Genomic DNA, 23311 nt, shown 5'->3' with positions numbered 1-23311 from the left:
GGCTTGGGCATGAGGGGCGATTGTCACCGATGCTGGGTGGGGTTGCCAGCCGCCGGGTGGCGGTGATGTGAATCCGTTTGTATCGGTTGTGGGGGACGGCACCGGCTTTGCCGGTGATCGCGGGACGAGCCCGCTCCTACAGGGATCGTCATCTGCGGGAGCGGATCGCGCCTGTGCCATTCGTCTCAGGCGCCTGGCTCGTGCGCCAGACGTTTGAGCAACGCCTGCGCCGCTGCTTCAGACGAAGCGGGATTCTGGCCGGTAATCAGGTGGCCATCTTCGACCACGTAGCTCGCCCAATCAGCTGCCTTTGAGTACTCACCGCCGTTGGCCTTGAGCATTTCCTCCACCAGAAACGGCACCACATCGGTCAACCCGACAGCTTCTTCCTCGCTGTTGGTAAAACCGGTGACGCGCTTGCCTTTCACAACCGGCTGGCCGTCCGCTGCCTTGACCTGCTTGAGCACGCCCGGCGCATGACAAACTGCAGCGATGGGTTTGTTCGAGGCGTACAGGGCTTCGAGCAAGGTGACCGAATCCGTGTCCTCGGCCAAGTCCCACAGCGGCCCATGACCACCTGGATAGAACACGGCGTCGAAGTCGTAAGGGTCGATTTCTCCCAACGGAATTGTGTCGGCCAGGGCCATCTGCGCCTTTGTGTCTTGCTGGAAGCGGCGCGTGGCGTCGGTCTGGGCGTCGGGCTCGTCGCTCTTCGGGTCCAGCGGTGGTTGGCCGCCTTTGGGTGAGGCGAGGGTGATCTGTGCGCCTGCGTCGATGAACACGTAGTAAGGGGCGGCAAATTCCTCCAGCCAGAAGCCGGTTTTCTTGCCGGTGTTACCGAGCTGGTCGTGGGATGTCAGCACCATCAGGATCTTTTTCATACGGAACATGCCTCCGGGTCTTCATGGGCAGCGCGCCTTTCGCCCTGCGTTAGTGTGGGAGGCCCAGGACTGGCAGATGTTCCATCGGGTGATTTTCACAACGTTTCACAGGTACGCTATGGCCAGACGCAAGGCCCAGCGGACATGTGCTCGTTGGGTGGCTCCTTCGCGTGCGACGACACCGATCCGGCGTTACTGATAGCCCTGCTGCCCACCGTCGTGCATGTCAGGAGCTCGGTGCGCTTGTCGCAGTTGGTGCAGATGGTCAGCGAGGAGTCCGTGGAGCAGAAGCCAGGCAGCGAGTTCGCCTTGTCGCGCCTGGTCGAGTTGTTGCTGATCGAAGCCATGCGCCTGGTCGCGATCGAGAATGCCCCGGTCGAGTTGCTGCGGGGGCTGGCGGATGGGCGCCTGGCGCCGGTGCTGAATCAGTTGCACGCACGTATCGATCACCCTTGGAGTGTCGATCAGTTGGCGAGCATTGCCGCGCTCTCCCGCTCGGCGTTCTTCGAGCGCTTCACGCGAACGGTGGGCGTGGCGCCAATGGCGCATCTGCTGGCCTGGCGCATGGAGGTCGCCAAGCAGTTGCTCAGGGCCCGGCAGTTGTCTGTCGCCGAGATCGCCGAGCGGGTGGGCTACGGTTCGGCCAGCGCGTTCAGCGTGGCGTTCAGCAAGCATGCCGGACAATCGCCCAGCCGTTTCCGGTTGCCTGAACGGATCAGATAAGCGAGGTGGAAAGGGGCGAATGTGCACAAATATCGTGAAACTTCCTATTGTCGCGTAGGGTATTTCTTGGGATCACGTTTCCCTGGGTTGCGCTGTTGTGCAGGCCCGTCTGGCCTTCTAATCTGCCCGTGCCCGCCGCATTTCATCTTCACGCTTTCAGCTTACGGGCAGAGACTCACGCCGGGTTCGCGTGGGTCGGGCTACAGGCGTGCGGGGGAGATGCGGCGGGCACTTTTCAATCCAGCGCTGGAAGCGCTACCGATTCTCGATGGGGGACGCATGGATAACGACGATCAATCGAACAGGAACGCTGGCCTGAAAGTGGTCAGCGCAGTACCGCGCATCCGCCGCCCACCGCGGTTGGCCTGGGTGCAGGCGATACCCGGGCTTCCGCCCAAGGAAACGCTGATGGAGGTTTCGAGCATGCTGGGGTGCGTGACCGAACTCACCCATCGCGCCCTCAACACGCCGCGCGACGCCGAGCCACTGATGCGTGCCATGTATTACCTGAGTGGCATGAGCAAGGCGATGATCGACGGGCAACTGGCGATCGTTCGCGGTGAGGTAGTGGTCGATAAAGGGAGTGACACCTAGGGGCTTTCGTCGCGAGCGCTATCAAACCCAGCATTGGATGCAGGGTGCATCGCAGAGGCCCGAGCTGGGAACTATCGCCCGCAGGCGTGATAGATTCCCGGGCTTTGTGTTACAGACCATGGACAGGCGAGTGAAATGAGCAATACCCCGCAACCTACTCCCCGTGCACATCGTGTGCGCCCGACCTTCGCCCAGGTATTTCGCAAGAATCTCAAGCGTGTGCTTGAGCACTGGACACCCTTCACCGTGACGCTGGTCTTCTTCGGGACCTTCCTCGGCAGCCTCAGCCTCTACATCTATACCCGCGCCATCGGTCGCGCCGACCTGTTCATGTCGGCGCTGGATTCCAAGTCGTCACTCGCCGCCTGGATGTTCGTGGTCGTCGCGGTGATGTTCTCCCACCTGATCATCCTGATGGGCTCGTCGTGGCTCTACGGCACGGCGGTATCGCTGTTCGGCAGGGTGCGCTGGCTCACCCGCCATGTCGCGCTGTGGCTGGTGATTCCGTTGGCGGTGGGCTACGCCGCCTTCATCGTCCTGGGCTTTTTCTACCACCGAATGCTCAGCCCCGGCGTCGCCATGCTGTTGATCTCGGCAGCCACCTTGCTGGCGTTCGCCGCGCTGTTCTTCTCCCGGTCGTTCAGGTCGTTGTTCGTTCTCGCGGCGCCGAAGAACAAGGGCAAGGCCGATCGCTGGTTTCTCGGGATCTTTCTTTCGTTCACCCTGGTGTTCGCCGTCATCGCCAGTTCGTTGTCGATGCTGTTGATCATCGACACCTACGTCGGGCGGGATAACGAGGCGGCGGTGTCGTTCGTGGCAGGCTTTTCACTGTTCACGCTGCTGATGAGCCTGCTGCCTTCGATGTTGTACTTCGTGTTCAAAGGCGATATCTACCGCAAAGTCGCCGCAGGCATCGGCGGCGCCTTGCTGTTCTTCGTGATCTTTCTCACCACCGCCAAGGGCGCGATGTCGAGCATCACCTATTCGGTGGCCGGCAGCCTGGAAGTACGCCAGGGTTTCTCCCAGCGCTACGTGCTCGATCGCCAGGTGACACTGGCCGATATCGATCCGCTGCTCTGGCACAGCCGTCTGCGTCACGATGGCAAGGTGCAGGTCAGGGCCTACCAGCTGTTCGCCTTCGGTGACCTGCTGTTGCTGTGCCCGCACAGTTTGCTCGGGGCCAGGCTTCACCAACTGCCTGACTACACCCGCCTGTGCATCTTCACCCGCAGCAGCCAGGTGGAGCGCTTGCCGCCGCTGCTGTTGCCAATCGTGCAGCGCGAGCCGCAACGGGCGCAGTGGCAAGAGGCGGCGGACCGGCGAATGGGCTGGCAGCAAATACGTGGGCAAATGCTGCAGGACAAGCGCTAGGCATGCGGCCTTTATCGGCCTGTCGCCTGTTCACTCGTAGCTTCGCCAGTGCCCTGAGTCATTACCTCCTGCACTGGCTGGCTGGCGACGTTGCGGTTGGCCACCCCGAACGGCACATGGACCATCGGCAGGTTGCCCGCCGCCGAGCTCAGGTGGCTGCGCTGGTCATCGAAGAACATGTGCGGCTTGAGAATGGACAGCACGCGGCCCTTCTCCATCCCGCCCAGAAAGAACGATTCATCTGGCGAAACGCCCCAGTTTTTCAAGGTGGTCACCACGCGCTCATGGGACGGTGCGTTGCGCGCGGTAACGATGGCAATGCGCAGGATGCGCTTGTAGTCAGGGTCTTGCGCAAGCTTCTGGTCTTCCAGGGTGCGGATGTGCGAGAGCTTGCGGTACAGGTCTGCCAGCGGTCCCGGCTGATGCGGGATAGCCTTGCGGGCGAACTCGTGGGCCTGGAAGTCGTGGAGGTTGTTGTGCTGCTTGTAGACCGTCTCGGCTTCGTCGTCGGCGATCACGCCGTCGAAGTCGAAGGCTACGCGCAGTTCGGTGTCGATCTCGTCGTCGTAGATGCGTGTGGGCAGCACCAGGCCGGCCGGATAGTCGGCGTCGATGGCGCGCTGCACGTCTTCTTCGTTGGCGCTGAGAAACAGCGACGCGTTGAACGCCGGGATGTATTCGTAGGGCGAGCGGCCAGACATGAATGCCGCGCGGGTGATGTCCAGACCGTAATGGGTGATCGAGCGAAAGACCCGCAGCCCGGTTTCGGGCGAGTTGCGCGACAGCAGCACCACTTCCACCGGCAGTTGCCCGGGGAAGGCCTTGTTGATGCTCAGGAAACGGCGGATGAACGGGAAGGCCACGCCCCGGGGGAACGGATTGTCGAGGTTCGCTTCATGATGCTGGCGATAGGCTTCGACGCCTTCGCTTTGATAGATGTCGTCGGATTCAGCGAGGTCGAACAGCGCACTGGAGGCAACGCCGACGACAAGTTTCTGTTCGATGGGGTAGGGCATGGAGAAGTCCTGAACCGAGAGGTATCACCGAGACCTGGCGCGGTGCGGCCATGATTGTACTGCCAAGGAAGGATAGCCGTGATGCTCAAGGTGTTCGTCGGCACAAAGCGCTGGAAATCCCCGGCGTGCTGGCGCAAGTCCGCCACCCAAAGGTGCACGCGTGCGTCAAAATGAGATATAAAGCCCACAAAATTTTCCAGAAATCAATAAATTATGTGCACATAGCACATGAACGGATATCGCTAGAGCCCAATTCCCAGCCTGATCATCGTCTACCCTGAATCCGGCCCAATTATTGCTCCGCCAGCGCCAACCCCCTAACACTGGAACACTATAAAAATGAGCTCACCCGGCGAATTCCCCCTGACCGAAGCCCCCCAGCACGCCCGCAAGGGCCTGCTGCCGATTGCCATGGTCCTGTTCAGCTTCACCTTCTTCACCGGCACCATGTTCGCTGGCGGCAAGCTGGGCATGGCCTTCAATTTCGTCGACATGCTGTGGATCGCCACCATCGGCAACACCTTGCTGGCGATCTATGCGGCAACGCTGGCTTTCATCGCCTCGCGCAGTGGCCTCAACACGGTGCTGATGGGGCGTTTCTGTTTTGGTGAGTCGGGCAGTCGGCTCTCCGATTTCCTGCTGGGCTTCGCGGAACTGGGCTGGTACGCCTGGGGCACGGCGACGGTGGCGATCGTGCTGGTCAAGCTGCTGGGGCTGTCCGAAGGCCTGACCATCCCCCTGATGGTGTTGTTCGGGCTGGGTTTCAGCATCACCGCGATCATTGGCTTCAAGGGGCTGGACTGGCTGTCGCGGCTGTCGGTACCGCTGATGTTCGTGCTGCTGGTGATTTCGATGGTCATCGCCACCCGCTATGTGGGCGGTTTCGAAGGGCTGATGGCCGTGGTGCCGCACGAGACGATGAGCTTCTCGGCAGCGGTGACCATGGTCTTCGGCACTTTCGCCAGCGGCGCGACCCAGGCCACCAATTGGACCCGCCTGTCGCGCAGTGGCCGGGTGGCGGTCACGGCCAGCGTGGTGGCGTTCCTGGTGGGCAACGGCCTGATGGTAGTGGCAGGCGCCTGGTGCGCGATGGTCTACCAGCAGGCCGACATCGTCGAAGTGATGATGCTGCAGGGCCTGTCGTTCGCGGCGGTGGTGATGCTGTGCCTGAACCTCTGGACCATTCAGGGCCCGACCATCTACAACGTGGCCGCGGCGACCTGCCACCTGGTGCGCAGCGAGCGTCGTCGTACTGCGACGCTGGTGGCGGCCGGCGTGGGCATCGTGCTGGCGATCGGTGGTATGTATGAATGGCTGATCCCGTTCCTGGTGCTGCTGGGCTCGATCATTCCGCCGGTCGGCGGGGTGATCATGGCCGACTTCTGGTACCGCCACCGTGGCAAGTACCCGACCCTGGCTTCGGTCAGCCTGCCACGCTACAACCGCGCCGGTCTGTTCGCCTACGCAGTGGGGGCGGTGCTGGCCTACAGTTCGCCGTGGGTCGCCCCGCTGGTGGGTATCGGTGCTTCGGCGCTGTGCTACATCGTCCTGCTTGAAGTCGGTGCGCGCGTGCGCCCCGTGGCACAGGCCAAGCCGTGAGCCTGGCACTCGATGAGTTGCTGGGGCTGCCCGGTCTCGAAGAGATGACCGTGCGAGCCGGTGCACGCAACCTGCAGCGGCGGGTGCGCTGGCCGTATGTGGCGGAGAACGAAGGCATTGCCGAATGGGTGATGGGGGGCGAGCTGGTGTTCGTCACCGGTATCAACCATCCGCGTGGCGAGGCCAACCTGCTGAGCCTGGTGGAGGATGGCGACGCTGTCGGTATTGCCGGCCTGGTGATCCTCACCGGCGGCAGCTTCATCCAGCATATTCCGGCGGCGGTGGTCGAGCGTGCCGAGCAACTGGGGCTGCCGCTGATCGAGCAGCCCTACGCCTTGAAGATGGTGGTGGTCACCCACCTGATCGGCACGGCGCTGGTGCAGATGGGGCAGGTGCGGCGCTCGCGTGACGACATCCTCGGCCAGCTGTTGACCGGCGACTACCCGAGCCTGGCCATTGCCCGCCAGCGGGCTGCACACCTGCAACTGGCGCTGGACGAGCCCCGCCGTGTGGTCGCGCTGCGACTCTCGGCAGTCGATGGCCTGTTCGAGCGGCATCGACCGGAGCAGGCCGAGCGCCTGTGGCAGAACACCCGCCAGGCGCTCGAAGAACAACTGGAGGCCTGGTGTCGCACGGTCGCCGGGGCGGTCATGGCGCAATTGCCGGGTGACCTCTTCGTGCTGCTGTTGGCCGACGCCCCAGATTTGCGCCCAGCGCTCGCCGCCTTGTATCGGCAGCTGTCCGAGGTGACTGGCGAGATGGCGCTGTTCATGGGCCTGTCGTGCCTGGCCGAAGACTGCGCCCACTACCGCCAGGCCCTGGGAGAAGCGCGCCAGGCCCTCGAAGTGGCGCAGAACATGCGCCCGGCAACCGGCCTGTGCGATTTCAGCGAGCTGGGGGTTTTGCGCCTGTTGCAGGGGATTACCGACCGTTCGCTGATCGACAACTTCGTTGCCCAGACCCTCGGCCCGCTGATCGAGACCGGACGCAAGCATCCCTACGCTCTGGTGCACACCCTCGATGTGCTGCTCAAGGAAAACGGCAACGGCGCCCAGGCCGCGCAACGCCTGGGGGTGCACCGCAACACCATCATCCAGCGTATTCAACGCATCGAGCAGTTGAGCGGACAGTCGCTCGATGACACGCTTTTCCGCATGAACGCTTCCGTCGCGCTGCTGATCTGGCGCATGAGCGAAAGCCAAGGCAAGGAGTAACCCCATGAACATCATCAACGCCCGCCTGCGCGGCAAGACCGGCCTGTTCCGGATCGAGCTCGATGGCGATCGCATTGCCGCCATCGAACCCCAGGATGCGGCCGTCGCACTGGGCAACGCCGAGGACATCGACGCGGCGCAGAACCTGGTGATCCCGCCCTTCATCGAACCGCATATCCACCTCGATGCCACTCTGACTGCCGGCGAGCCGCGCTGGAACATGAGCGGCACGCTGTTCGAGGGGATCGAGTGCTGGGCCGAGCGCAAGGCCATTACCACCCACGAGGACATCAAGGCCCGTGCCAAGAAAACCATCGGCGCCTTGGTCGATCACGGCATCCAGCACGTGCGCACCCACGTCGATGTCACCGACCCGACGCTGGTCGCGCTCAAGGCGATGGTCGAGGTGCGTGAAGAGGTCCGCCACCTGGTCGACCTGCAGATCGTCGCCTTCCCTCAGGAGGGGATCGAATCGTACGCCAACGGTCGCGCCCTGATGACAGAAGCCGTCGCTCTGGGCGCCGATGTGGTCGGTGGCATCCCTCACTTCGAGAACACCCGTGACCAGGGCGTGTCGTCGGTGAAGTTCCTGATGGACCTGGCCGAACGTACCGGCTGCCTGGTGGACGTGCACTGCGACGAGACTGACGACCCGCAGTCGCGTTTCCTCGAAGTGCTGGCCGAAGAGGCGCGGGTGCGCAACATGGGCGAGCGCGTTACCGCCAGCCACACCGTGGCCATGGGCTCCTACGACAACGCCTACTGCTACAAGCTGTTCCGCCTGCTGAAGATGTCGGGTATCAACTTCGTGTCGTGCCCGACCGAGAGCATCCACCTGCAGGGGCGGTTCGACAGTTTCCCCAAACGTCGCGGCGTGACCCGGGTGGCAGAGCTCGATCGTGCAGGCATGAACGTGTGCTTCGGCCAGGACTCGATCGTCGATCCGTGGTACCCGCTGGGTAACGGCAACATCCTGCGCATTCTCGAAGCGGGCCTGCACATCTGCCACATGCTCGGCTATGAAGACTTGCAGCGGGCGCTGGACCTGATCACCGACAACAGCGCGCGTACCCTGAACCTGGGCGAGCGCTACGGCATTGAAGTGGGGCGCCCGGCGAATCTGCTGGTGCTGTCGGCGCCGGATGACTACGAGATGATTCGCAGCCAGGGCCATGCGCTGGTTTCGGTGCGCGGCGGCAAGGTGTTGATGCGCCGTACCCCGGCACAGATCGAGCGATTCGCCTGAAGCGCTGTGTGGGGGCAACGGTTTGTTTGCCCCCACACAGCACCCAGGGCCGTGCCTATGCGGTGGCGACTGCCGTGGGCCTTGCGATTGCGCGGGCCGTGCACGTGACCTTGGCGGCATTGGGGCTGGCGGTTCTGCTCAAGACGGTCGCCTGGGCCTTCGAGCTGGTCCGTGTGGTGGGCGTGGTGTACCTGATCTGGTTGGGGCTGCGCATCGCGCGTGCGCCCAGCCTGATGCCTGAGCTGAACGCTGCAGGCTTGTCGGTAGCGCGACGCGCCTATGGCACGGCGGTATGGCGCGGGCTGCTGACCAACATCAGCAATCCCAAGGCGTTGTTGTTCTGCTCGTGTCGATGCTGGCGGTGACCATGCTCACCTATCTGGGCACCGGTGTGGTGACGTCGGCGATGCTGCCCTGGTTCGGTGTGGTGGCCCTGGCCATGCTGATCCCCACGGTACTGGGCGCGCGGGTCTACCTAGGTATCAGCGAGGCGGCGTTTCGCCGGCTGGTGCTGGGGCTGCTGACCTTGTCGGGGATAGCCATGCTGGTGGCGTCGGTGCCGGTGTTGCTGGGGCGCTGAACGCTTGCCTATGGGCGCTTTACTTGGCACGCTTGGCCCCGGTCTTCAACCGCACACGCCGCGATACAAGGAACCGCCAAGGTGAGTTGGGAAAAAGTCGGGAAAGCCCTTGCGGGCCTGCTGGTCATCGTCGTCGCTGTCGTCGTGTTGTATGCGTCGCTCAAGGATGATCGTGGCCTGAAGGCCTATGTCGCCTACGAGGCCCTGACCTACCCCAGCCAGTTCAACGAGCGCATCGGCCAGGCCCGTGAGCAACTCAAGTACGAACGCCTGTTCGCCGGTGTCGAGGCGCTGGCCAAGGGTGCGTTGAGCCGTGACCAGGTCGAGGCCTTGGTGGCCCAGGCGCAGACGCCCTACATGCAGTTGTTCGCCAAGCCCTTCGAGGCGGGGCTGGTGGACCATCGCACCGGGCTGTTCATCACCTTGCACAACACCCGCGACACGCCGCTCAAGCAAGTGCATATCCGCCTGCCGGCCAAGGGCCTGGTACAGGTGCGCGATGACGCCGGGGACGACAGCATTCCCGAGAACGCCACCAACATCATCGAAATCCCGTCCATCGAGGCCGGCGGGGTGTGCCGGGTGTGGGTGTACTTCGATGCCGACTTCCCGCAGATCACCCAGGGCGGCATCAGCATCGTGCATGCCGAGGGGCCGGCGGATATCCAGGTGATACGCCAGGTCAGCGGTTTCCAGGCGCTGATGGCCCGTTATGGCCAAGTGCTGAGCGGCCTCGTGGTGGCGCTGGGCACCCTGGTGCTGGGGCTGACCTGGGTCATCCTGCGTCAGCGCCGTCGTTTGCGCCGGCTGCGCAACTGCTGAAATCGGGGAGTGCCTCGTCCACCAGTTCGATCCAGTGCCGCACCGGTGTTCGCCCGGCACTGTCGAGGTGGGACTGGCAACCGATGTTGGCGGTGACGATCACCTCGGGGTTGCCACTCTCCAACGCATTCAGACGGTTGTCGCGCAACTGGCGTGACAGCACCGGCTGGGTCAACGAATAAGCCCCCGCCGAACCACAGCATAGATGACCATCCGACACCGGGGCCAGGCTGAAGCCCAGGCGCTGCAGCACGCTCTCGACTGCACCAGCAAGCTTTTGCGCATGCTGCAGCGTGCACGGGCAATGGAAGGCCAGGCGCCGGTCAGCCTGGATGCCCAACTGCTCCAATGGCTCCTCGCGCAACACCTGGACCAGGTCCCGGGTCAGTTCGCTGATGCGTGCGGCCTTGGCGGCGTAGGTAAGATCGGTGGCCAGCAGGTGCCCATAGTCACGCACGAAGGCACCGCAGCCGCTGGCGGTCTGCACGATCGCTTCGGCGCCGGCTTCGATGGACGGCCACCAGGCGTCGATGTTGCGCCGAGCGCGATCAAGGCCGGCGGTCTGCGCGTCGAGGTGATAGTCCACGGCGCCACAACACCCGGCTTCACGGGCCGTGATCACCGAGATCCCCAGGCGATCCAGCACCCGCGCGGCTGCCGCGTTGGTGTTGGGCGACAGCGCCGGTTGCACGCACCCTTCGAGCATCAGCACCCGACGTGCATGTTGTACGACGGGACGTGGTTTGGGGGCACGCGCCTGGCGCGGCAGCTTGGCCTGCATCGGCTTGGGCAACAGTGGCCGAAAAGCCCTGGCTGTGCGGGTCAGTGCCTTGAACAACGCAGGCCTTGGGACGAACAGGCGCAATCCTTGGCGTGCCAGACGCTCGCCCAGAGACCGCTGCACCTGCGCGTCGACCACGGCACGACCGATGTCCAGAAGGTTGTGATAGTCCACCCCGGAAGGGCAGGTGGTTTCGCAGTTGCGGCAGCTCAGGCAGCGGTCCAGGTGGGTCTGGGTGCTGGCTGTGGCCGGTTGGCCCTCGAGTAGCAGCTTGATCTGGTAGATGCGCCCACGCGGCCCGTCCAGCTCATCGCCCAGCAACTGATAGGTCGGACAGGTGGCAGTGCAGAAGCCACAGTGCACGCAACTGCGCAGGATACGCTCGGCCTCATCGGCCCGTGGCAGGCGCTTGGCCTGGTCGCTCAGGTTGGTCTGCATGTTTGGCCCTCACAGGTCGGCATACAGGCGACCCGGGTTGAAGATACCGCTCGGGTCGAGCTGCTGCTTGAGGTTGCGCTGGTAACGTAGCAGTGGCTCGGCCAGCGGATGAAAGCTGGCGCTGTGGCAGGCATGCAGGGTGGCATGACCGCCGAGGTGCGCGACCGCCTCACGGATTACCGCGGGCGAAGCGGCGGATTTCAGCCAACGCTGGGCGCCGCCCCAGTCGAGCAACTGTCGGCCGGGCAGGCTGAGCGATGGGCTGTTGTGCGGCAGCGACAGGCGCCACAAGGGCTCGTCACCGGCGAAGAAGGCCAGGCGCTGTTCGCGCAGGTCGTGCCAATAGCGGTTGTCCAGCAGCGTACCGCCCAGGCGCTCGGCGGCAGAGGCCACGGAGCCTTCACCGCCCTCCAGGCGCAGGTGCAGGGCTTCGCCGTCATGGCAGGCAGCCGTGATCGGCAGGGCTTGCTGACCCCAGGCCGCCAGCTCATCCAGGGCTTGCCGAAGGCCCATCGTCAGACACAGGCTCTGGCAGCTGCGCGGTCGCGGCAGGACTTTCAGCGATACCTCGGTCAATACCCCCAGGCAGCCGAAACTGCCGGCCAGCAGGCGCGACAGGTCGTAGCCCGCGACGTTCTTCATCACCTCGCCGCCAAAGCGCAGCAGCTTGCCGTGCCCGGTGATGACGCGGGTGCCCAGCACATGGTCGCGTACCGAGCCCGCCCAAGGCCGGCGCGGCCCTGCCAGCCCGGCGGCGACCATACCGCCCAGTGTGGCGCCGTCGCCCAGGTGCGGTGGTTCGAAGGGCAGCATTTGCCCGGCGCTGTGCAGTGCAGCCTCGATCTCGCGCAGCGGCGTGCCCGCGCGTGCCGTGATCACCAGCTCGGTGGGGTCGTAGCTGACGATGCCGCGATGGCTGCGGGTGTCGAGGGGCCGGCCGTTGACCGGGCGCCCGAGCATCGCCTTGCTGTCGCTGCCCTGGATGCGCAGTGGCGTGCAGTCGACCAGTGCCTGGCGCACCTGCTCCAGCAGGGCCGAGCTGTCGTCGTGATCCTGATCCATCAGAAACGCTCCAGGTCGGGGAAGGGCAACTGGCCGTGGTGCACATGCATCGCGCCGAATTCGGCGCAGCGCTGCAGTGTCGGGATGTTCTTGCCAGGATTGAGCAAACCCAGCGGATCGAAGGCGTGCTTGACGGCATGGAACAGCGTCAGCTCGTCGGCGTTGAATTGCGCGCACATCTGGTTGATCTTCTCGCGCCCGACGCCGTGCTCGCCGGTGATGCTGCCACCCACTGCCACGCACAGCTCCAGGATCTTGCCGCCGAGGGCCTCGGCACGCTCCAGCTCGCCGGGCTGGTTGGCGTCGAACAGGATCAAGGGGTGCATGTTGCCGTCGCCGGCATGGAACACGTTGGCCACGCGCAGGCCGTGTTCGCGCGACAGCTCGCCGATGCCGTGCAGCACCCCCGGCAGCGCCCGGCGCGGAATAGTGCCGTCCATGCAGTAGTAGTCGGGGGAAATGCGCCCGACCGCAGGAAAGGCGTTCTTGCGCCCGGCCCAGAAGCGCACGCGCTCAGCCTCGTCGCGCGCCAGGAGCACCTCGCTGGCGCCGGCTGTCTTGAGCACGGCCTCCACGCGCAGGCAGTCGTCCTGCACGTCAGCCTCCACGCCGTCGAGTTCGCACAGCAAGATGGCGGCGGCCTCGACCGGGTAGCCTGCGTGGATGAAGTCTTCGGCGGCCTGTAGCGACAGGTTGTCCATCATCTCCAGGCCCGCGGGAATGATGCCTGCGCCGATGATGTCGGCCACCGCACGACCGGCCTTTTCCACGCTGTCGAAACTGGCCAGCAATACCCGCGCCACCTGTGGCTTGGGCAACAGCTTCACGGTGACCTCGGTGACGATGCCCAGCAAGCCTTCGGAGCCGGTGAACAGCGCCAGCAGGTCGAACCCTGGGGCATCCAGGGCATCGCTGCCCAGCGTCAGGTATTCGCCCTCGATGGTGAGGATTTCGACCTTGAGCAGGTTGTGCACGGTCAGGCCGTACTTCAGGCAATGCACGCCCCCTGCGTTTTCCGCGACATTGCCGCCGATCGAGCAGGCGATCTGCGAGGACGGATCTGGGGCGTAGTACAGCCCGTGCGGTGCTGCGGCCTGGGAGATGGCCAGGTTGCGCACGCCAGGCTGAACCCGGGCGAAGCGGCCTGCGGGATTGATCTCAAGGATGCGGTTGAAGCGCGCCATTACCAGCAGGATGCCCTGTTCCAGCGGCAAGGCGCCGCCCGACAGGCCGGTACCGGCGCCCCGGGCCACCACCGGCACCTGGTGCGCGTGGCAGATCTTCAGCAGCGCCTGGACCTGTTCCAGGCGTTGGGGCAGCACCACCAGCAGTGGCACCACGCGGTAGGCGCTGAGGCCGTCGCACTCGTAGGGGCGCAGGTCTTGTGCGGTGTGCAGGATGTCGAGGTCGGGCAGAGCACTGCGCAGGGTGTCCAGCAGCGCGGCCTTGTCGACCGTGGGCAGGGCGCCGTCCAGGCGCTCGTCGTACAGGATGTTCATGGGGCGGACTACCAGGCACTTGTCGTTGTTGTGCGGGGAAGGATAGCTACCCCTCGGCCTAGTGCACCCTTCAGTGGGCGTTCTGTGTGAGGCGAATGATCTGCCGGGCCAGATACGCACCGGTCAGGATCACCCCGAACAGGCGCAGTGTCTGCATCGCCAGCACCATGCCGACATCGGCGTGGGTTTCCACCGCGATGATCGCCATCGCATCCAGGCCGCCGGGGCTGGTGGCCAGGTACATGGACAGGAAGTCGGTGCCGGCGACCCGCGCCAACAGCCAGGCACAGCCTGCGCAGAGCAGGATCAGCACCACGGCGCCGGCGATCATGGTCGGCAGACGCTTCCACACATAGCGCACGGTCTGGCGGTCGAAGCGCAGGCCGATGTAGCAGCCGATGGCACCGTAGGCGATGGCCAGCACTTCGCTGGGCAGGCTGACGTGCAGCAGGCCCGTCAGTTGCAGCACTGCGCCAAGCATCAGCGGCATCAGCAGGGCACCGGCGGGCATCTTCGCGCCGACGGCTACGCCCACCAGCACCACGCCCAGGCCGAGCAGCAGGTTGCCCAGTTGCACGCTGTCGGCGGCCACCGGCACCTGGGCCACGTCGCTGGCAACACTGGTGGCGCCGAGCAGATGGCTGACCAGCGAGCCGATCATCACCACGCACACCACGCGCACGTATTGCATGGTCGCCACCACGCGCCCATCGGCGCCGTTGTCCTCGGCCATCGACACCATCGCCGAGGCCGCGCCGGGTGCGGTGCCCCAGGCCGCCGTGCTGCCGGGGATGTCGCCGAAGCGCACGGTACCCAGACCGACCAGCGCGCTGAGCGCGACGGTGGCGAAGGTGGCGAACAGCATCAATGGCCAGGCGTCGGCCAGCGAGGCGAGCACCGGCCAGGTCACCGAGTGGGCCACCAGCAGTCCGACACAGCCTTGGCCGAAACGGAACACCTGGCGATGCAGGCTTAGTTGCGCGCCGGATACACCGAAGACGATGGCCACCAGCATGGGGCCGAGAAACAGCCCTGCCGGCACGGTGAGGGCGTGCAGGATCTGCCCGGCGGCGCCGGCACAAAGGATCAGCGCGAGCCATTGCAGGATCAGGGTTGGGGACGGGTTCTTTGCTGCTTGGGGGGGTAGGGTGGGGGGCAAGTCGATCTCCCTTTACGGCGAGAGCCAGAGATGGCTGACAGAGAAAATTATCGACCTGTGGATTGATCAAGTCTATTTTCTACTTTCTATGAATCCATAACTGAAATTCATCGATCATGGACCTACGTGACCTGACCTATTTCGCCACCATCGCCGAACTCGGCCACCTGGGGCGCGCCGCACAGCAACTCAACCGCAGCCAGCCGGCGCTGAGCAAAAGCATCCAGCGCCTTGAAGAATCTCTGGGCGCGCGGCTGTTCCAGCGCGACGGAAGGCGCATCAAGCTGACCGATGCCGGCGCGTTGTTGCTGGCGCGTGGCAAGCAGTTGCAGGTGAGCATCGCCGAGACCGAGCGTGAAGTACGCGACTTCGCCAGCGGCCTGGTGGGCAATATCCGCCTGGGCTGCGCGGCGAGCATGGCCGAGCACCTGCTGCCGCAACTGACCGCTTCGCTACTGGAGCGGGCGCCGGAGCTGACCTTGAAGCTGTCGATCGGCCAGGACGACATGCTCAAGGACTCGCTGCGCTCAGGCCGGCTGGACGCGATCATCTGCGGCCTGATCGTCGACGATCCGCAGTTCCGTTCCTACCCCATCCTGCAGGACGAAGCGGTGGTGGTGGCCAGCGCCGATCATCCGGTGTTCTCGGGTGAGGTGCAGTTGAAGGACCTGTGCACCTACCGCTGGGTACTGGCGGCACCGACGGTGACGGCGCGGCGCTGGATCGACAATGTGTTCAGCAGCCATCAGTTGCCGCTGCCCGAGGTGCAGATCGAGACCAACTCGATTTCGCTGCTGCCCCGGCTGATCGCCAAGACCCGCCTGCTGAGCTTTGCCGCGCGCGAGACGCTGGAGCACGGGCTGGGCATGGCATGGTTGCGCGAAGTGCCGCTGGAGGCCACCACCATGCGCCGCACGGTTGGGGTGACTGTACGTGCCGAAGGGTATCTGCCGCCGGCGGCGGGGGCGATGGTGGAATTGCTGAGAAATGCCGGAGATGGGTTCTTTCGCGGGGATTGATGGCTGATAGATGGCTGATAGTGCGCCGCAACCCGAGACTTGCGGGGGCTTTTGTGGGCGCGGCGGTTCGGCACCCCGACTTGCCCGCGATGGGCCGCACTGCGGCCCTGGCGATCTCAGCCTTGAACGTGCTGCTCGACCCCATCCAGCAAGGATTCGACCAGCGCCTTGCAGGCATCGAGCCCATGATCATTGCTCAGCAGCAGATCCCGACAGATGCCGGTGGCCAGTTCCATGGCGGTCTGGTTTGCCGCTGAAGCGCCTTTGAGCAGGGTGGACAAGTGCACCAGCGCGTCTTCGGCCGCGACACCGGCACAGACCGCAAACAGTGCACGATGGCTACCGTCGCAGCTACCGAAATGCGCAGGCGCGGTGGTGGGTGTAGGGGGATCGGGCAAGCCTTTCGTCATTGTGTCGCTCCTTGATTCAATGGAGTCGCCACCGTTCGCTACCAAACGAAAGGGTGGCGGCTGTACGCAGGTTGGTAGACCGGGAATCAAGGAAACCGGCGCGCACGAAGGCGCCCTGCGCACAGCCACCGTCGAACGCAACAGCAGGTACAAAAACCAACTGAAAGTTAGAGCGGGCGCTTGTGCGCCTTGATTGATCGCGGGCTACCAAACCCGACTGCTGGACTTACAGCAGCGCGCAGAGGTTACCGGTCCGAGGGAAGCGTTTCAAGGCGGGGCCACCTCCAGATACATTTCAGGGTGCTCACTCACATGGGCAACAACCGATCCTGGATCACTTCCTTCATCACCAGCGTCGAGCTCAGCCGTTTCACATTGGGAATGCTGGTCAGCACCTCGTCATACAGCTTCTGGAACGCCGGCAGGTCCTTGGCCACCACATGCAGCAGGTAGTCCGGGTCGCCGAACAGGCGCTGTGCCTCGACGATCTGCGGCACCTCGGTCACCGCGGCCTCGAAGTCGGCCACTGGCTGGCGGGTCACCTCGCGCAAGGTGACGAACACCAGCGCCGCAAAGTTCAGGCCCACCGCCGACGGCGCCAGGCGTGCGTGGTAACCGAGGATCGCCCCAGACGCTTCCAGCGCCTTGAGCCGGCGATGGCAGGGTGAAAGGCTCAGGCCGACACGATCGGCCAGCTCGGTGACCGACAGGCGACCGTCTTTTTGCAGTTCGGCAAGGATTTTTCGATCAGTGCGATCCATGGGGGAGAATCTTCCAAGGTGTTCAAGGTTGCCAGCAATATACGAAAGATAATCCCCGGGCGGAATCCGTAATCTTCCTTTCAACCAGACCCCTGAAAGGAACACCCGAAATGACCCTCAGTGTATTGGCCGCGTTCTGGGCCGTGTCGTTGCTGTTCGTCATCACCCCCGGCGCCGACTGGGCTTACGCGATCTCGGCAGGCATGCGCGGGCGTTGGGTGATGCCGGCGGTGGCCGGAATGCTGTCGGGGCATTTCATGGCCACCCTGGTGGTGGCGGCCGGGGTCGGCAGCCTGATTGCCGGGCACCCACTGGCGCTGATGCTGCTGACACTCGCCGGTTGCCTGTACCTGCTCTGGCTGGGCGGCAACCTGTTGCTCAAGCCGGCGGCGCCACAGGCGGGGCTGGAGCTGGCAGGTGAGACCGGTTCGCGCTGGGCGCTGCGCGGGTTCTGCGTGAGCGGGCTCAACCCGAAGGTGTTCCTGCTGTTCCTGGCCTTGTTGCCGCAATTCACCGACCCGACCTCAAGCTGGCCGTTGCCGCTGCAGATCCTCCTGTTGGGCCTGGTGCACCTGTGCAGTTCGCTGGTGATCTACCTGATGGTGGGCTACGGCGCCAAGGCTGTGCTGGGCACACGGCCGCAGGCAGCGAAGATCGTCGGGCGGGTCTCCGGCGCGGTGATGATCGCGATTGCGCTGGGCTTGATGCTCGGGCAGCTTGGTTGAGCGCAGCACCTTGCACTGACGGGCGTTCCAAGGTCGGCCCCACTGCGGATACACTCTGCGCTCTCTCCGCACGCCAAGGATGCGCCCGATGCCCGAGTCCTCCCACCTGCTGGCCTTTGCCCTGATCGCACTGGGCATGGTCCTGACCCCCGGACCGAACATGGTCTACCTGATTTCCCGTTCGATCTGCCAGGGGCGGATTGCCGGGCTGATTTCCCTGGGGGGTGTCGCCCTGGGCTTCGTGTTCTACATGCTCTGCGCGGCGCTCGGTATCACTGCGTTGGTGATGGCCGTGCCCTATGCCTACGACGCATTGCGCATCGGCGGCGCGCTGTACTTGCTGTACCTGGCCTGGCAGGCGCTCAAGCCCGGAGGACGCTCGCCGTTCCAGGTCCGCGACCTGCCGGCCGACAGCCCGCGGCGGTTGTTCATGATGGGCTTTCTGACCAACCTGCTGAACCCCAAGATCGCGGTCATGTACCTGTCGCTGATGCCGCAGTTCATCGAGCCGGGCCACGGCAGCGTGCTGCTGCAATCGCTGGTACTGGGCTCCACGCAGATCATCATCAGCGTCACGGTCAATGCGATCATCGCCCTGATGGCCGGTTCCATCGCCGTGTTTCTTGCTGGGCGCCCGCTGTGGCAACAGGCACAGCGCTGGTTGATGGGCACGGTATTGGCCGCGCTGGCGGTGCGCATGCTGGCTGAAGGGCGTCGCTGAACGCGCTGATGCACAGGCGGATGGAACATCTGCGCCGCGCGGGTTTCATATCCTCAGATACTCAATACAGTGCCTGGAAACACTGATGGTCTGCATGACATGAAATCACTACAGGACCGTGATACCGAACACGCTCGGCGCCCGGAGCCCGGCTTTCTGATCAACGGCGGCACGGTCGGCTCGCTGCTGCAGAGCCTGGAATGGACCGAATCTCCGCTTGGCGCCCCAGGCCGCTGGTCATCCGGCCTGCAGACGCTGATGGCCACCATCCTCCCGGCCAAGGCTCAGATCGTGCTGTTCTGGGGCCCCGAGTACGTGGCGCTCTACAACGATGCCTACGCCCCGACCATCGGTGCCAAGCACCCGCGTGCACTGGGGCGGCCGGCCCGCGAGCACTGGAGCGAATTGTGGGACGACCTCGAACCGTTGCTGCGCAATGTGCGTGAAACCGGCGAGACCTTCTCGGCGCGCGACCGGCCGTTCTACATCGAGCGCCGGGGCCTGGGCGAGACCGCCTATTTCGATGTCTCCTATTCGGCGGTACGCGAGGCCGATGGTAGCGTGGGTGGGGTGCTGTGCATCGTCACCGAGACCACCGAGCGCGTGCAGTTCGAGCGGCGTCAGTCGTTTCTGCTCGCGTTGGGCCGAGCGCTGCCGGAGATGGACGAACCCGAGGCGATCGAGACCTATGCCACGCGCCTGCTTGGTGAGGAGCTGGGCGCTTCCCGGGTGTTCTTCGCCGAGGACCTGGGCGATGACGAACGCTATGTCGTCGCCCGTGACTGGGTCGATGGGGTGCCGTCGCAAACGGGGGAGCACTTCTGGCGCCAACATGTCGGCTTGTTGCGTGAGCAATTGCAGGCGGGTCATGAGGTGCATGGCGACTACCCGGCTGGCGCCTCCAGGGACCTGTGCGCCAGCCTGAAGGTGCCGCTGCTGCGCGGCGGCGTGCTCGAGGCCATGCTGTGCGTCTACTTCAATCGCCCCCATGTATTCGCCGACGATGAGTGCCGGCTGGTGGAAGAGGCGGCCAAGCAGACCTGGTCGGCGATCATCCACGCCCGGGCCGAGCGGGCATTGCGCGCCAGCTCCGCACACCTGGAGGCCACGCTGGCCGAACTGATGACGCTCAATGCCACGCTGGAGGAACGGGTTGCCAGCATGCTGGCCGAGCGTGAGTCCGATCTCATGCAACTGCATGAGGCGCGCAAGATGGAGGCCGTTGGTCAACTGACCGGCGGCATTGCCCATGATTTCAACAACATGCTCACCCCGATCATCGCCTCGCTGGAGCTGATCGCCCGACGCCCGGACGACGCGGCGCGTTCGACGCGTCTGATCGAAGGCGCGCTGCAGGCGGCGGAGCGGGCACGCAGCCTGGTCGGCCGCCTGCTCAGCTTCGCTCGGCGCCAGACGCTCAAGCCCCAGCCTGTTTCCCTCGCGGCACGGGTCGGTGACATGCACGAATTGATCACGCGTTCGCTGGGGCCGACCATCGAGGTGCAGGTCGATATCGACCCGGCGCTGCCGGCGGCCGTCGTGGACCCGCATCAACTGGAACTGGCGCTGCTCAACCTGGTGATCAACGCGCACGATGCGATGCCGGACGGTGGCAGGCTGAGGATCAGTGCGGGGCTGGACACCGCGCGGGCAGGTCGGCCGGCGGGGCCGGAGCGAGGGGCGATGGTGCGGCTGGAGGTGGCCGATAACGGCTGCGGCATGAGCGATGAGGTGCTGGCACGCTGCTGCGAGCCCTTCTATTCCACCAAGGGCACGGGCAAGGGCACCGGGCTTGGCCTGCCGATGGTGCAGGGGCTTGCGATGCAGTCTGGCGGCGGATTCGCCATTCGTTCGCAGCCGGGGCAAGGCACGACAGCGACACTGTGGCTGCCGATTACCGATGCCGATACGTTGTGTCGGGATGAAACGGCGGATGAAGTGTCCAGGCCGACGCGCCCGGTCAGGGTATTGCTGGTGGACGATGAAGCCATCGTGCTTCAGGCCACGGCAATGCAGTTGCGTGACCTGGGGTATGAAGTGAAAGCGGTCATGAGCGCGGCCGAGGCCGAGCAGGTGCTGGAGCAGGGGTTTGCCGTGGAAGTGCTGGTGACCGACCAGATGATGCCCGAGCGCACCGGCGCCGAGTTCGCCCAGGGGCTGCGGCGGCGTATGCCAGGGCTGCCAGTGTTGATCATCACCGGCTTTGCCAACCTTACGCCCAGTGAGCTCTGTGGTTTCGAGGTGTTGCGCAAGCCGTTCCGGCAGGCGGAGCTGGCGCAGAGCCTGGCGCGGTTACTGCCGCTGGTTTGCACGCAAGCCGAGCGCTGACGCTGGTTTTTCTGTTTTGTGGGGGCGGCGGTTCGGCGCCCCGACTTGCCCGCGAATACGGGCGCAGCCCGTGCCATACAAAGCGGTGCCCTTTTCGCGGGCAAGCCCGCTCCTACAGATCCAGCTCTCACAGATCCAACGGACAGGGTGCAAGGCCGTTACAGGTGTTGTGTCAGCACTTTGTCCAGCAACTGGCACACCTGCTCGGCCGAATATGGCTTGGCCAGGAAGGCGAAGCCCTGGTGGCCGCCTTCGGCAATGGCATCACTGTAGCCGGAGGTGAGGATCACCGGCAGTTGCGGCCTGGTGCGGCGCAGTTCCCGGGCCAGAGCCAGGCCTCCCATGCCGGGCATTACCACGTCGGAAAACACCACATCGAAGCCCCGTGGTGTCATGTGCAACTGCGCCAGTGCATCCTCGGCACTGGTCGCCCAGCTGATCTGGTAGCCATGGTCCTTGAGAATCTGCGCGGTAAAGCTGCCGACGTCGCGGTTATCCTCCACCACCAGGATGCGCCGTGGCCGGCTGTCGATCGATGCGCTTGCCGCGCTGGCGAGGCTTTGTTCAGCTTCCGGTGTCGGGACCTGAGGCAGGTACAGGGTGAAGGTGGTGCCCTGGCCCGGCACGCTGGTGACCTGCACATCGCCGCCGGACTGCTTGACGAAGCCGAACACCTGCGAAAGGCCCAGGCCCGTGCCGTGGCCCGAGGGCTTGGTGGTGAAGAATGGGTCGAAGATGCGCTCCAGCAGTTCGTGGGCGATCCCGACGCCGCTGTCGATCACCGAGATCGCCGCGAACACGCCCGGCTGCCCCGCTTGCCCACGTTGCCCCGGCATCACCTGGTCAGGCTGCAGGTGCAGGCGCAGCGTGCCTTCGCCGCTCATGGCGTCGCGGCCGTTGATCATCAGGTTGATCACCGCCGTTTCCAACTGGCCGAGGTCGGCGCGGATATGGCAGGGCGTGTCGGGCAGCTCAAGTTTGACCTGGATCCGTGCGCCGGTAGCGGTGTCGAGCATTTCGGCCATCGCCGCCAACTGCGGCCCGACTTCGAACACTTGCGGGCTCAGGGCCTGGCGACGCGCGAAAGCGAGCAGTTGGCCAGTGAGCTTGGCGCCGCGATCGACGGTGTCTGAGACGGTCTTGAGGTAGCGCTGGCGGCGGCTGTCGTCGAGGTCCGGGCGCTGCAGGAAATGCAGCGACGAGCGGATGATGGTCAGCAGGTTGTTGAAGTCGTGGGCGACGCCCCCGGTGAGCTGGCCTATGGCTTCGAGCTTCTGGGCCTGACGCAGCACGGCCTCGGTATGCAGCAACTGTGCGGTACGTTCTTCGACACGCTGCTCAAGGGTAACGTTGAGCGACTCGAGCGCCTGCACCGCTTCGTGTACTTCGGCGTGTGCCTGAACCCGCTGGATGTGCGCCCAACTGCGTTCGGTGACTTCGCTGATCAGCGCCTGTTCGTAGCCGGTCCAGACACGCGGCTGCTTGTCATGGATGGCCATCAACGCCGTCAGGCGCCCATCCTTGATCAGCGGCATGCAGATGATCGCCGTGATGCCGATGGCCTGGAAGGTCGCGGCCTCCTGTGGTTCGAGCTCGCTTAGGTTGTCGTTGATCACCAGCGTCAGCCCCGCGCGCAGGCGCTGCACGGCGAGGCGGCCGAAGTCGGCGAGATGGTACTGGCCGAGCAGGCGTGGCGAGCCGGGCGTGACCCAGTCGCCGCAGATGGTGAAGCCGTCCTGATCGGGCTCCATCACGGCGTAGGCGCAGCTCGACAGACGCAGGTGTTCGCCCAGCTTGCGGGTGGTGATGGCCAGGATCCGGTCCGGGTCGGTGGCGTTGGCCACGGCGCGGCCGAGGTCGTCGAGGAAGTTCAGGCGGTGGTTGGCGACCACGCTGGCCGTGGTTTCGGTGACAGTGTCGAGCATGCCGACGATCTGGCCGTCCTGGTCGCGGATCGGGCTGTAGCAGAACGTGAAGTAGGCACGCTCCGGCCCGTTGTGGCGGTCGATGACCAGCGGGAAGTCTTCGATGTATACCGCCTCGCCGCCCAGGGCGCGGCGGGCCATGGCGCCGATATCGTTCCAGGCTTCGTGCCAGACGTGGCTGAAGGGCCGACCGAGGGCTGGGGGCTTGCCGCCGAGGATTTCGCTGAAGGCGTCGTTGTGCAGGGTGATCAGGTCATTGCCCCACAGCACCGCTTGCGGGAAGCGCGAGGCCAGGCACAAGGCCACGGTAGTCTTGAGCACGTCGGGCCAGGCATCCAGTGGGCCCAGGGGCGTTTTCGCCCAGTCGTGATTGCGGATGCGTTCGGCCATGAGCCCGCCGCCTTCCAGCCATTTCGCCATGAGGTTTGCCGCTTCGT

At 64.7% G+C, this 23311-nt stretch carries 22 protein-coding genes; 13 read left to right on the top strand and 9 right to left on the bottom strand.

The window, feature by feature from the left end; genetic code table 11:
* Positions 1–185 precede the first annotated feature (185 nt).
* On the bottom strand, positions 186–881 hold the full coding sequence (locus ACK3BK_RS15235) for a type 1 glutamine amidotransferase domain-containing protein (protein ID WP_411382762.1): 696 nt from the start codon (positions 879–881) through the stop codon (positions 186–188).
* Between the two features lie 153 nt (positions 882–1034).
* Here ACK3BK_RS15235 and ACK3BK_RS15230 point away from each other — a divergent pair, with 153 nt between their 5' ends.
* From ACK3BK_RS15230 to ACK3BK_RS15220, 3 genes are all read left to right on the top strand, one after another.
* Positions 1035–1604, top strand: coding sequence for an AraC family transcriptional regulator (locus tag ACK3BK_RS15230; RefSeq protein ID WP_411382761.1), 570 nt, complete (start codon positions 1035–1037; stop codon positions 1602–1604).
* Between the two features lie 279 nt (positions 1605–1883).
* Positions 1884–2198, top strand: coding sequence for a DUF3077 domain-containing protein (locus ACK3BK_RS15225; protein ID WP_411382760.1), 315 nt, complete (start codon positions 1884–1886; stop codon positions 2196–2198).
* 135 nt (positions 2199–2333) lie between these two features.
* A complete protein-coding gene (locus ACK3BK_RS15220; protein ID WP_186669121.1) occupies positions 2334–3569 on the top strand; it encodes a hypothetical protein in 1236 nt (411 codons plus the stop codon).
* 11 nt (positions 3570–3580) lie between these two features.
* Here ACK3BK_RS15220 and ACK3BK_RS15215 read toward each other — a convergent pair whose 3' ends face one another.
* A complete protein-coding gene (locus ACK3BK_RS15215; protein WP_411382759.1) occupies positions 3581–4585 on the bottom strand; it encodes a 5'-nucleotidase in 1005 nt (334 codons plus the stop codon).
* Positions 4586–4924: 339 nt separating this feature from the next.
* On the opposite strand from ACK3BK_RS15215, the gene codB reads away from it, so the two are divergent.
* From codB to ACK3BK_RS15185, 6 genes are all read left to right on the top strand, one after another.
* Positions 4925–6184 (top strand): cytosine permease, encoded by a 1260-nt coding sequence (gene codB / locus ACK3BK_RS15210; RefSeq protein ID WP_186669125.1) that lies wholly within the window; start codon positions 4925–4927, stop codon positions 6182–6184.
* The gene (locus ACK3BK_RS15205; RefSeq protein WP_186669127.1) at positions 6181–7398 is read left to right on the top strand and encodes a PucR family transcriptional regulator; all 1218 of its coding nucleotides are present in this window, start codon (positions 6181–6183) and stop codon (positions 7396–7398) included. The genes codB and ACK3BK_RS15205 overlap by 4 nt, the downstream gene beginning before the upstream one ends.
* 4 nt (positions 7399–7402) lie before the next feature.
* Positions 7403–8644, top strand: a complete 1242-nt coding sequence (codA, locus tag ACK3BK_RS15200) for a cytosine deaminase (RefSeq protein WP_186711392.1) — start codon at positions 7403–7405, stop codon at positions 8642–8644.
* A 26-nt stretch (positions 8645–8670) separates the two neighbouring features.
* Positions 8671–9009, top strand: a complete 339-nt coding sequence (locus tag ACK3BK_RS15195; protein WP_411382758.1) for a LysE family translocator — start codon at positions 8671–8673, stop codon at positions 9007–9009.
* Positions 9010–9011: 2 nt separating this feature from the next.
* Complete coding sequence (locus tag ACK3BK_RS15190; protein WP_411382757.1) at positions 9012–9224, top strand: hypothetical protein; 213 nt, start codon at positions 9012–9014, stop codon at positions 9222–9224.
* 81 nt (positions 9225–9305) lie between these two features.
* Positions 9306–10046, top strand: coding sequence for a hypothetical protein (locus ACK3BK_RS15185; protein ID WP_411382756.1), 741 nt, complete (start codon positions 9306–9308; stop codon positions 10044–10046).
* On the opposite strand, the gene glcF is transcribed toward ACK3BK_RS15185, so the two are convergent.
* The 4 genes from glcF to ACK3BK_RS15165 form a co-directional block, all read right to left on the bottom strand.
* Positions 10000–11265 (bottom strand): glycolate oxidase subunit GlcF, encoded by a 1266-nt coding sequence (gene glcF / locus ACK3BK_RS15180; RefSeq protein ID WP_411382755.1) that lies wholly within the window; start codon positions 11263–11265, stop codon positions 10000–10002. The genes ACK3BK_RS15185 and glcF overlap by 47 nt on opposite strands.
* A 9-nt stretch (positions 11266–11274) precedes the next feature.
* A complete protein-coding gene (gene glcE / locus ACK3BK_RS15175) occupies positions 11275–12327 on the bottom strand; it encodes a glycolate oxidase subunit GlcE (RefSeq protein ID WP_186669133.1) in 1053 nt (350 codons plus the stop codon).
* Entirely contained in the window at positions 12327–13826 is a 1500-nt protein-coding gene (glcD, locus tag ACK3BK_RS15170; protein WP_411382754.1) for a glycolate oxidase subunit GlcD, read from the bottom strand. The genes glcE and glcD overlap by 1 nt, the downstream gene beginning before the upstream one ends.
* Before the next feature lie 70 nt (positions 13827–13896).
* The gene (locus tag ACK3BK_RS15165; RefSeq protein WP_411382753.1) at positions 13897–14985 is read right to left on the bottom strand and encodes an AbrB family transcriptional regulator; all 1089 of its coding nucleotides are present in this window, start codon (positions 14983–14985) and stop codon (positions 13897–13899) included.
* A 116-nt stretch (positions 14986–15101) separates the two neighbouring features.
* On the opposite strand from ACK3BK_RS15165, the gene ACK3BK_RS15160 reads away from it, so the two are divergent.
* A complete protein-coding gene (locus ACK3BK_RS15160) occupies positions 15102–16004 on the top strand; it encodes a LysR family transcriptional regulator (RefSeq protein WP_186669135.1) in 903 nt (300 codons plus the stop codon).
* A gap of 116 nt (positions 16005–16120) precedes the next feature.
* On the opposite strand, the gene ACK3BK_RS15155 is transcribed toward ACK3BK_RS15160, so the two are convergent.
* Positions 16121–16333 (bottom strand): hypothetical protein, encoded by a 213-nt coding sequence (locus ACK3BK_RS15155; protein WP_186669163.1) that lies wholly within the window; start codon positions 16331–16333, stop codon positions 16121–16123.
* Between the two features lie 389 nt (positions 16334–16722).
* On the bottom strand, positions 16723–17175 hold the full coding sequence (locus ACK3BK_RS15150) for an Lrp/AsnC family transcriptional regulator (RefSeq protein ID WP_186711385.1): 453 nt from the start codon (positions 17173–17175) through the stop codon (positions 16723–16725).
* 110 nt (positions 17176–17285) lie between these two features.
* Between ACK3BK_RS15150 and ACK3BK_RS15145 the strand changes: the two genes are divergently transcribed.
* The 3 genes from ACK3BK_RS15145 (at position 17286) to ACK3BK_RS15135 (ending at position 20949) form a co-directional block, all read left to right on the top strand.
* Complete coding sequence (locus ACK3BK_RS15145) at positions 17286–17900, top strand: LysE family translocator (RefSeq protein ID WP_186669137.1); 615 nt, start codon at positions 17286–17288, stop codon at positions 17898–17900.
* A gap of 88 nt (positions 17901–17988) precedes the next feature.
* Positions 17989–18621, top strand: coding sequence for a LysE family translocator (locus ACK3BK_RS15140; RefSeq protein WP_186711384.1), 633 nt, complete (start codon positions 17989–17991; stop codon positions 18619–18621).
* 99 nt (positions 18622–18720) lie between these two features.
* The gene (locus ACK3BK_RS15135) at positions 18721–20949 is read left to right on the top strand and encodes an ATP-binding protein (protein WP_411382752.1); all 2229 of its coding nucleotides are present in this window, start codon (positions 18721–18723) and stop codon (positions 20947–20949) included.
* Between the two features lie 158 nt (positions 20950–21107).
* On the opposite strand, the gene ACK3BK_RS15130 is transcribed toward ACK3BK_RS15135, so the two are convergent.
* Positions 21108–23294, bottom strand: a complete 2187-nt coding sequence (locus ACK3BK_RS15130) for an ATP-binding protein (RefSeq protein WP_411382751.1) — start codon at positions 23292–23294, stop codon at positions 21108–21110.
* Positions 23295–23311: the final 17 nt, after the last annotated feature.

The sequence above is a fragment of the Pseudomonas sp. L7 genome (assembly GCF_046605565.1).
Taxonomy (GTDB): Bacteria; Pseudomonadota; Gammaproteobacteria; order Pseudomonadales; family Pseudomonadaceae; genus Aquipseudomonas; species Aquipseudomonas wayambapalatensis.
The sequence above is the reverse complement of the archived record's forward strand: the minus strand, read 5'-3'. Positions and strand labels throughout refer to the sequence as shown.

Excerpts from the sequence above, each read along its gene's own strand:
- glcF (WP_411382755.1), bottom strand. The coding sequence starts at position 11,265 with ATGCAGACCAACCTGAGCGACCAGGCCAAGCGCCTGCCACGGGCCGAT.
- ACK3BK_RS15235 (WP_411382762.1), bottom strand. The coding sequence starts at position 881 with ATGAAAAAGATCCTGATGGTGCTGACATCCCACGACCAGCTCGGTAAC.
- ACK3BK_RS15130 (WP_411382751.1), bottom strand. The coding sequence starts at position 23,294 with ATGGCGAAATGGCTGGAAGGCGGCGGGCTCATGGCCGAACGCATCCGC.
- ACK3BK_RS15190 (WP_411382757.1), top strand. The coding sequence starts at position 9,012 with ATGCTCACCTATCTGGGCACCGGTGTGGTGACGTCGGCGATGCTGCCC.
- codA (WP_186711392.1), top strand. The coding sequence starts at position 7,403 with ATGAACATCATCAACGCCCGCCTGCGCGGCAAGACCGGCCTGTTCCGG.
- ACK3BK_RS15140 (WP_186711384.1), top strand. The coding sequence starts at position 17,989 with ATGCCCGAGTCCTCCCACCTGCTGGCCTTTGCCCTGATCGCACTGGGC.
- ACK3BK_RS15150 (WP_186711385.1), bottom strand. The coding sequence starts at position 17,175 with ATGGATCGCACTGATCGAAAAATCCTTGCCGAACTGCAAAAAGACGGT.
- glcD (WP_411382754.1), bottom strand. The coding sequence starts at position 13,826 with ATGAACATCCTGTACGACGAGCGCCTGGACGGCGCCCTGCCCACGGTC.
- ACK3BK_RS15215 (WP_411382759.1), bottom strand. The coding sequence starts at position 4,585 with ATGCCCTACCCCATCGAACAGAAACTTGTCGTCGGCGTTGCCTCCAGT.
- codB (WP_186669125.1), top strand. The coding sequence starts at position 4,925 with ATGAGCTCACCCGGCGAATTCCCCCTGACCGAAGCCCCCCAGCACGCC.
- ACK3BK_RS15145 (WP_186669137.1), top strand. The coding sequence starts at position 17,286 with ATGACCCTCAGTGTATTGGCCGCGTTCTGGGCCGTGTCGTTGCTGTTC.
- ACK3BK_RS15135 (WP_411382752.1), top strand. The coding sequence starts at position 18,721 with ATGAAATCACTACAGGACCGTGATACCGAACACGCTCGGCGCCCGGAG.
- ACK3BK_RS15225 (WP_411382760.1), top strand. The coding sequence starts at position 1,884 with ATGGATAACGACGATCAATCGAACAGGAACGCTGGCCTGAAAGTGGTC.
- ACK3BK_RS15160 (WP_186669135.1), top strand. The coding sequence starts at position 15,102 with ATGGACCTACGTGACCTGACCTATTTCGCCACCATCGCCGAACTCGGC.
- glcE (WP_186669133.1), bottom strand. The coding sequence starts at position 12,327 with ATGGATCAGGATCACGACGACAGCTCGGCCCTGCTGGAGCAGGTGCGC.
- ACK3BK_RS15220 (WP_186669121.1), top strand. The coding sequence starts at position 2,334 with ATGAGCAATACCCCGCAACCTACTCCCCGTGCACATCGTGTGCGCCCG.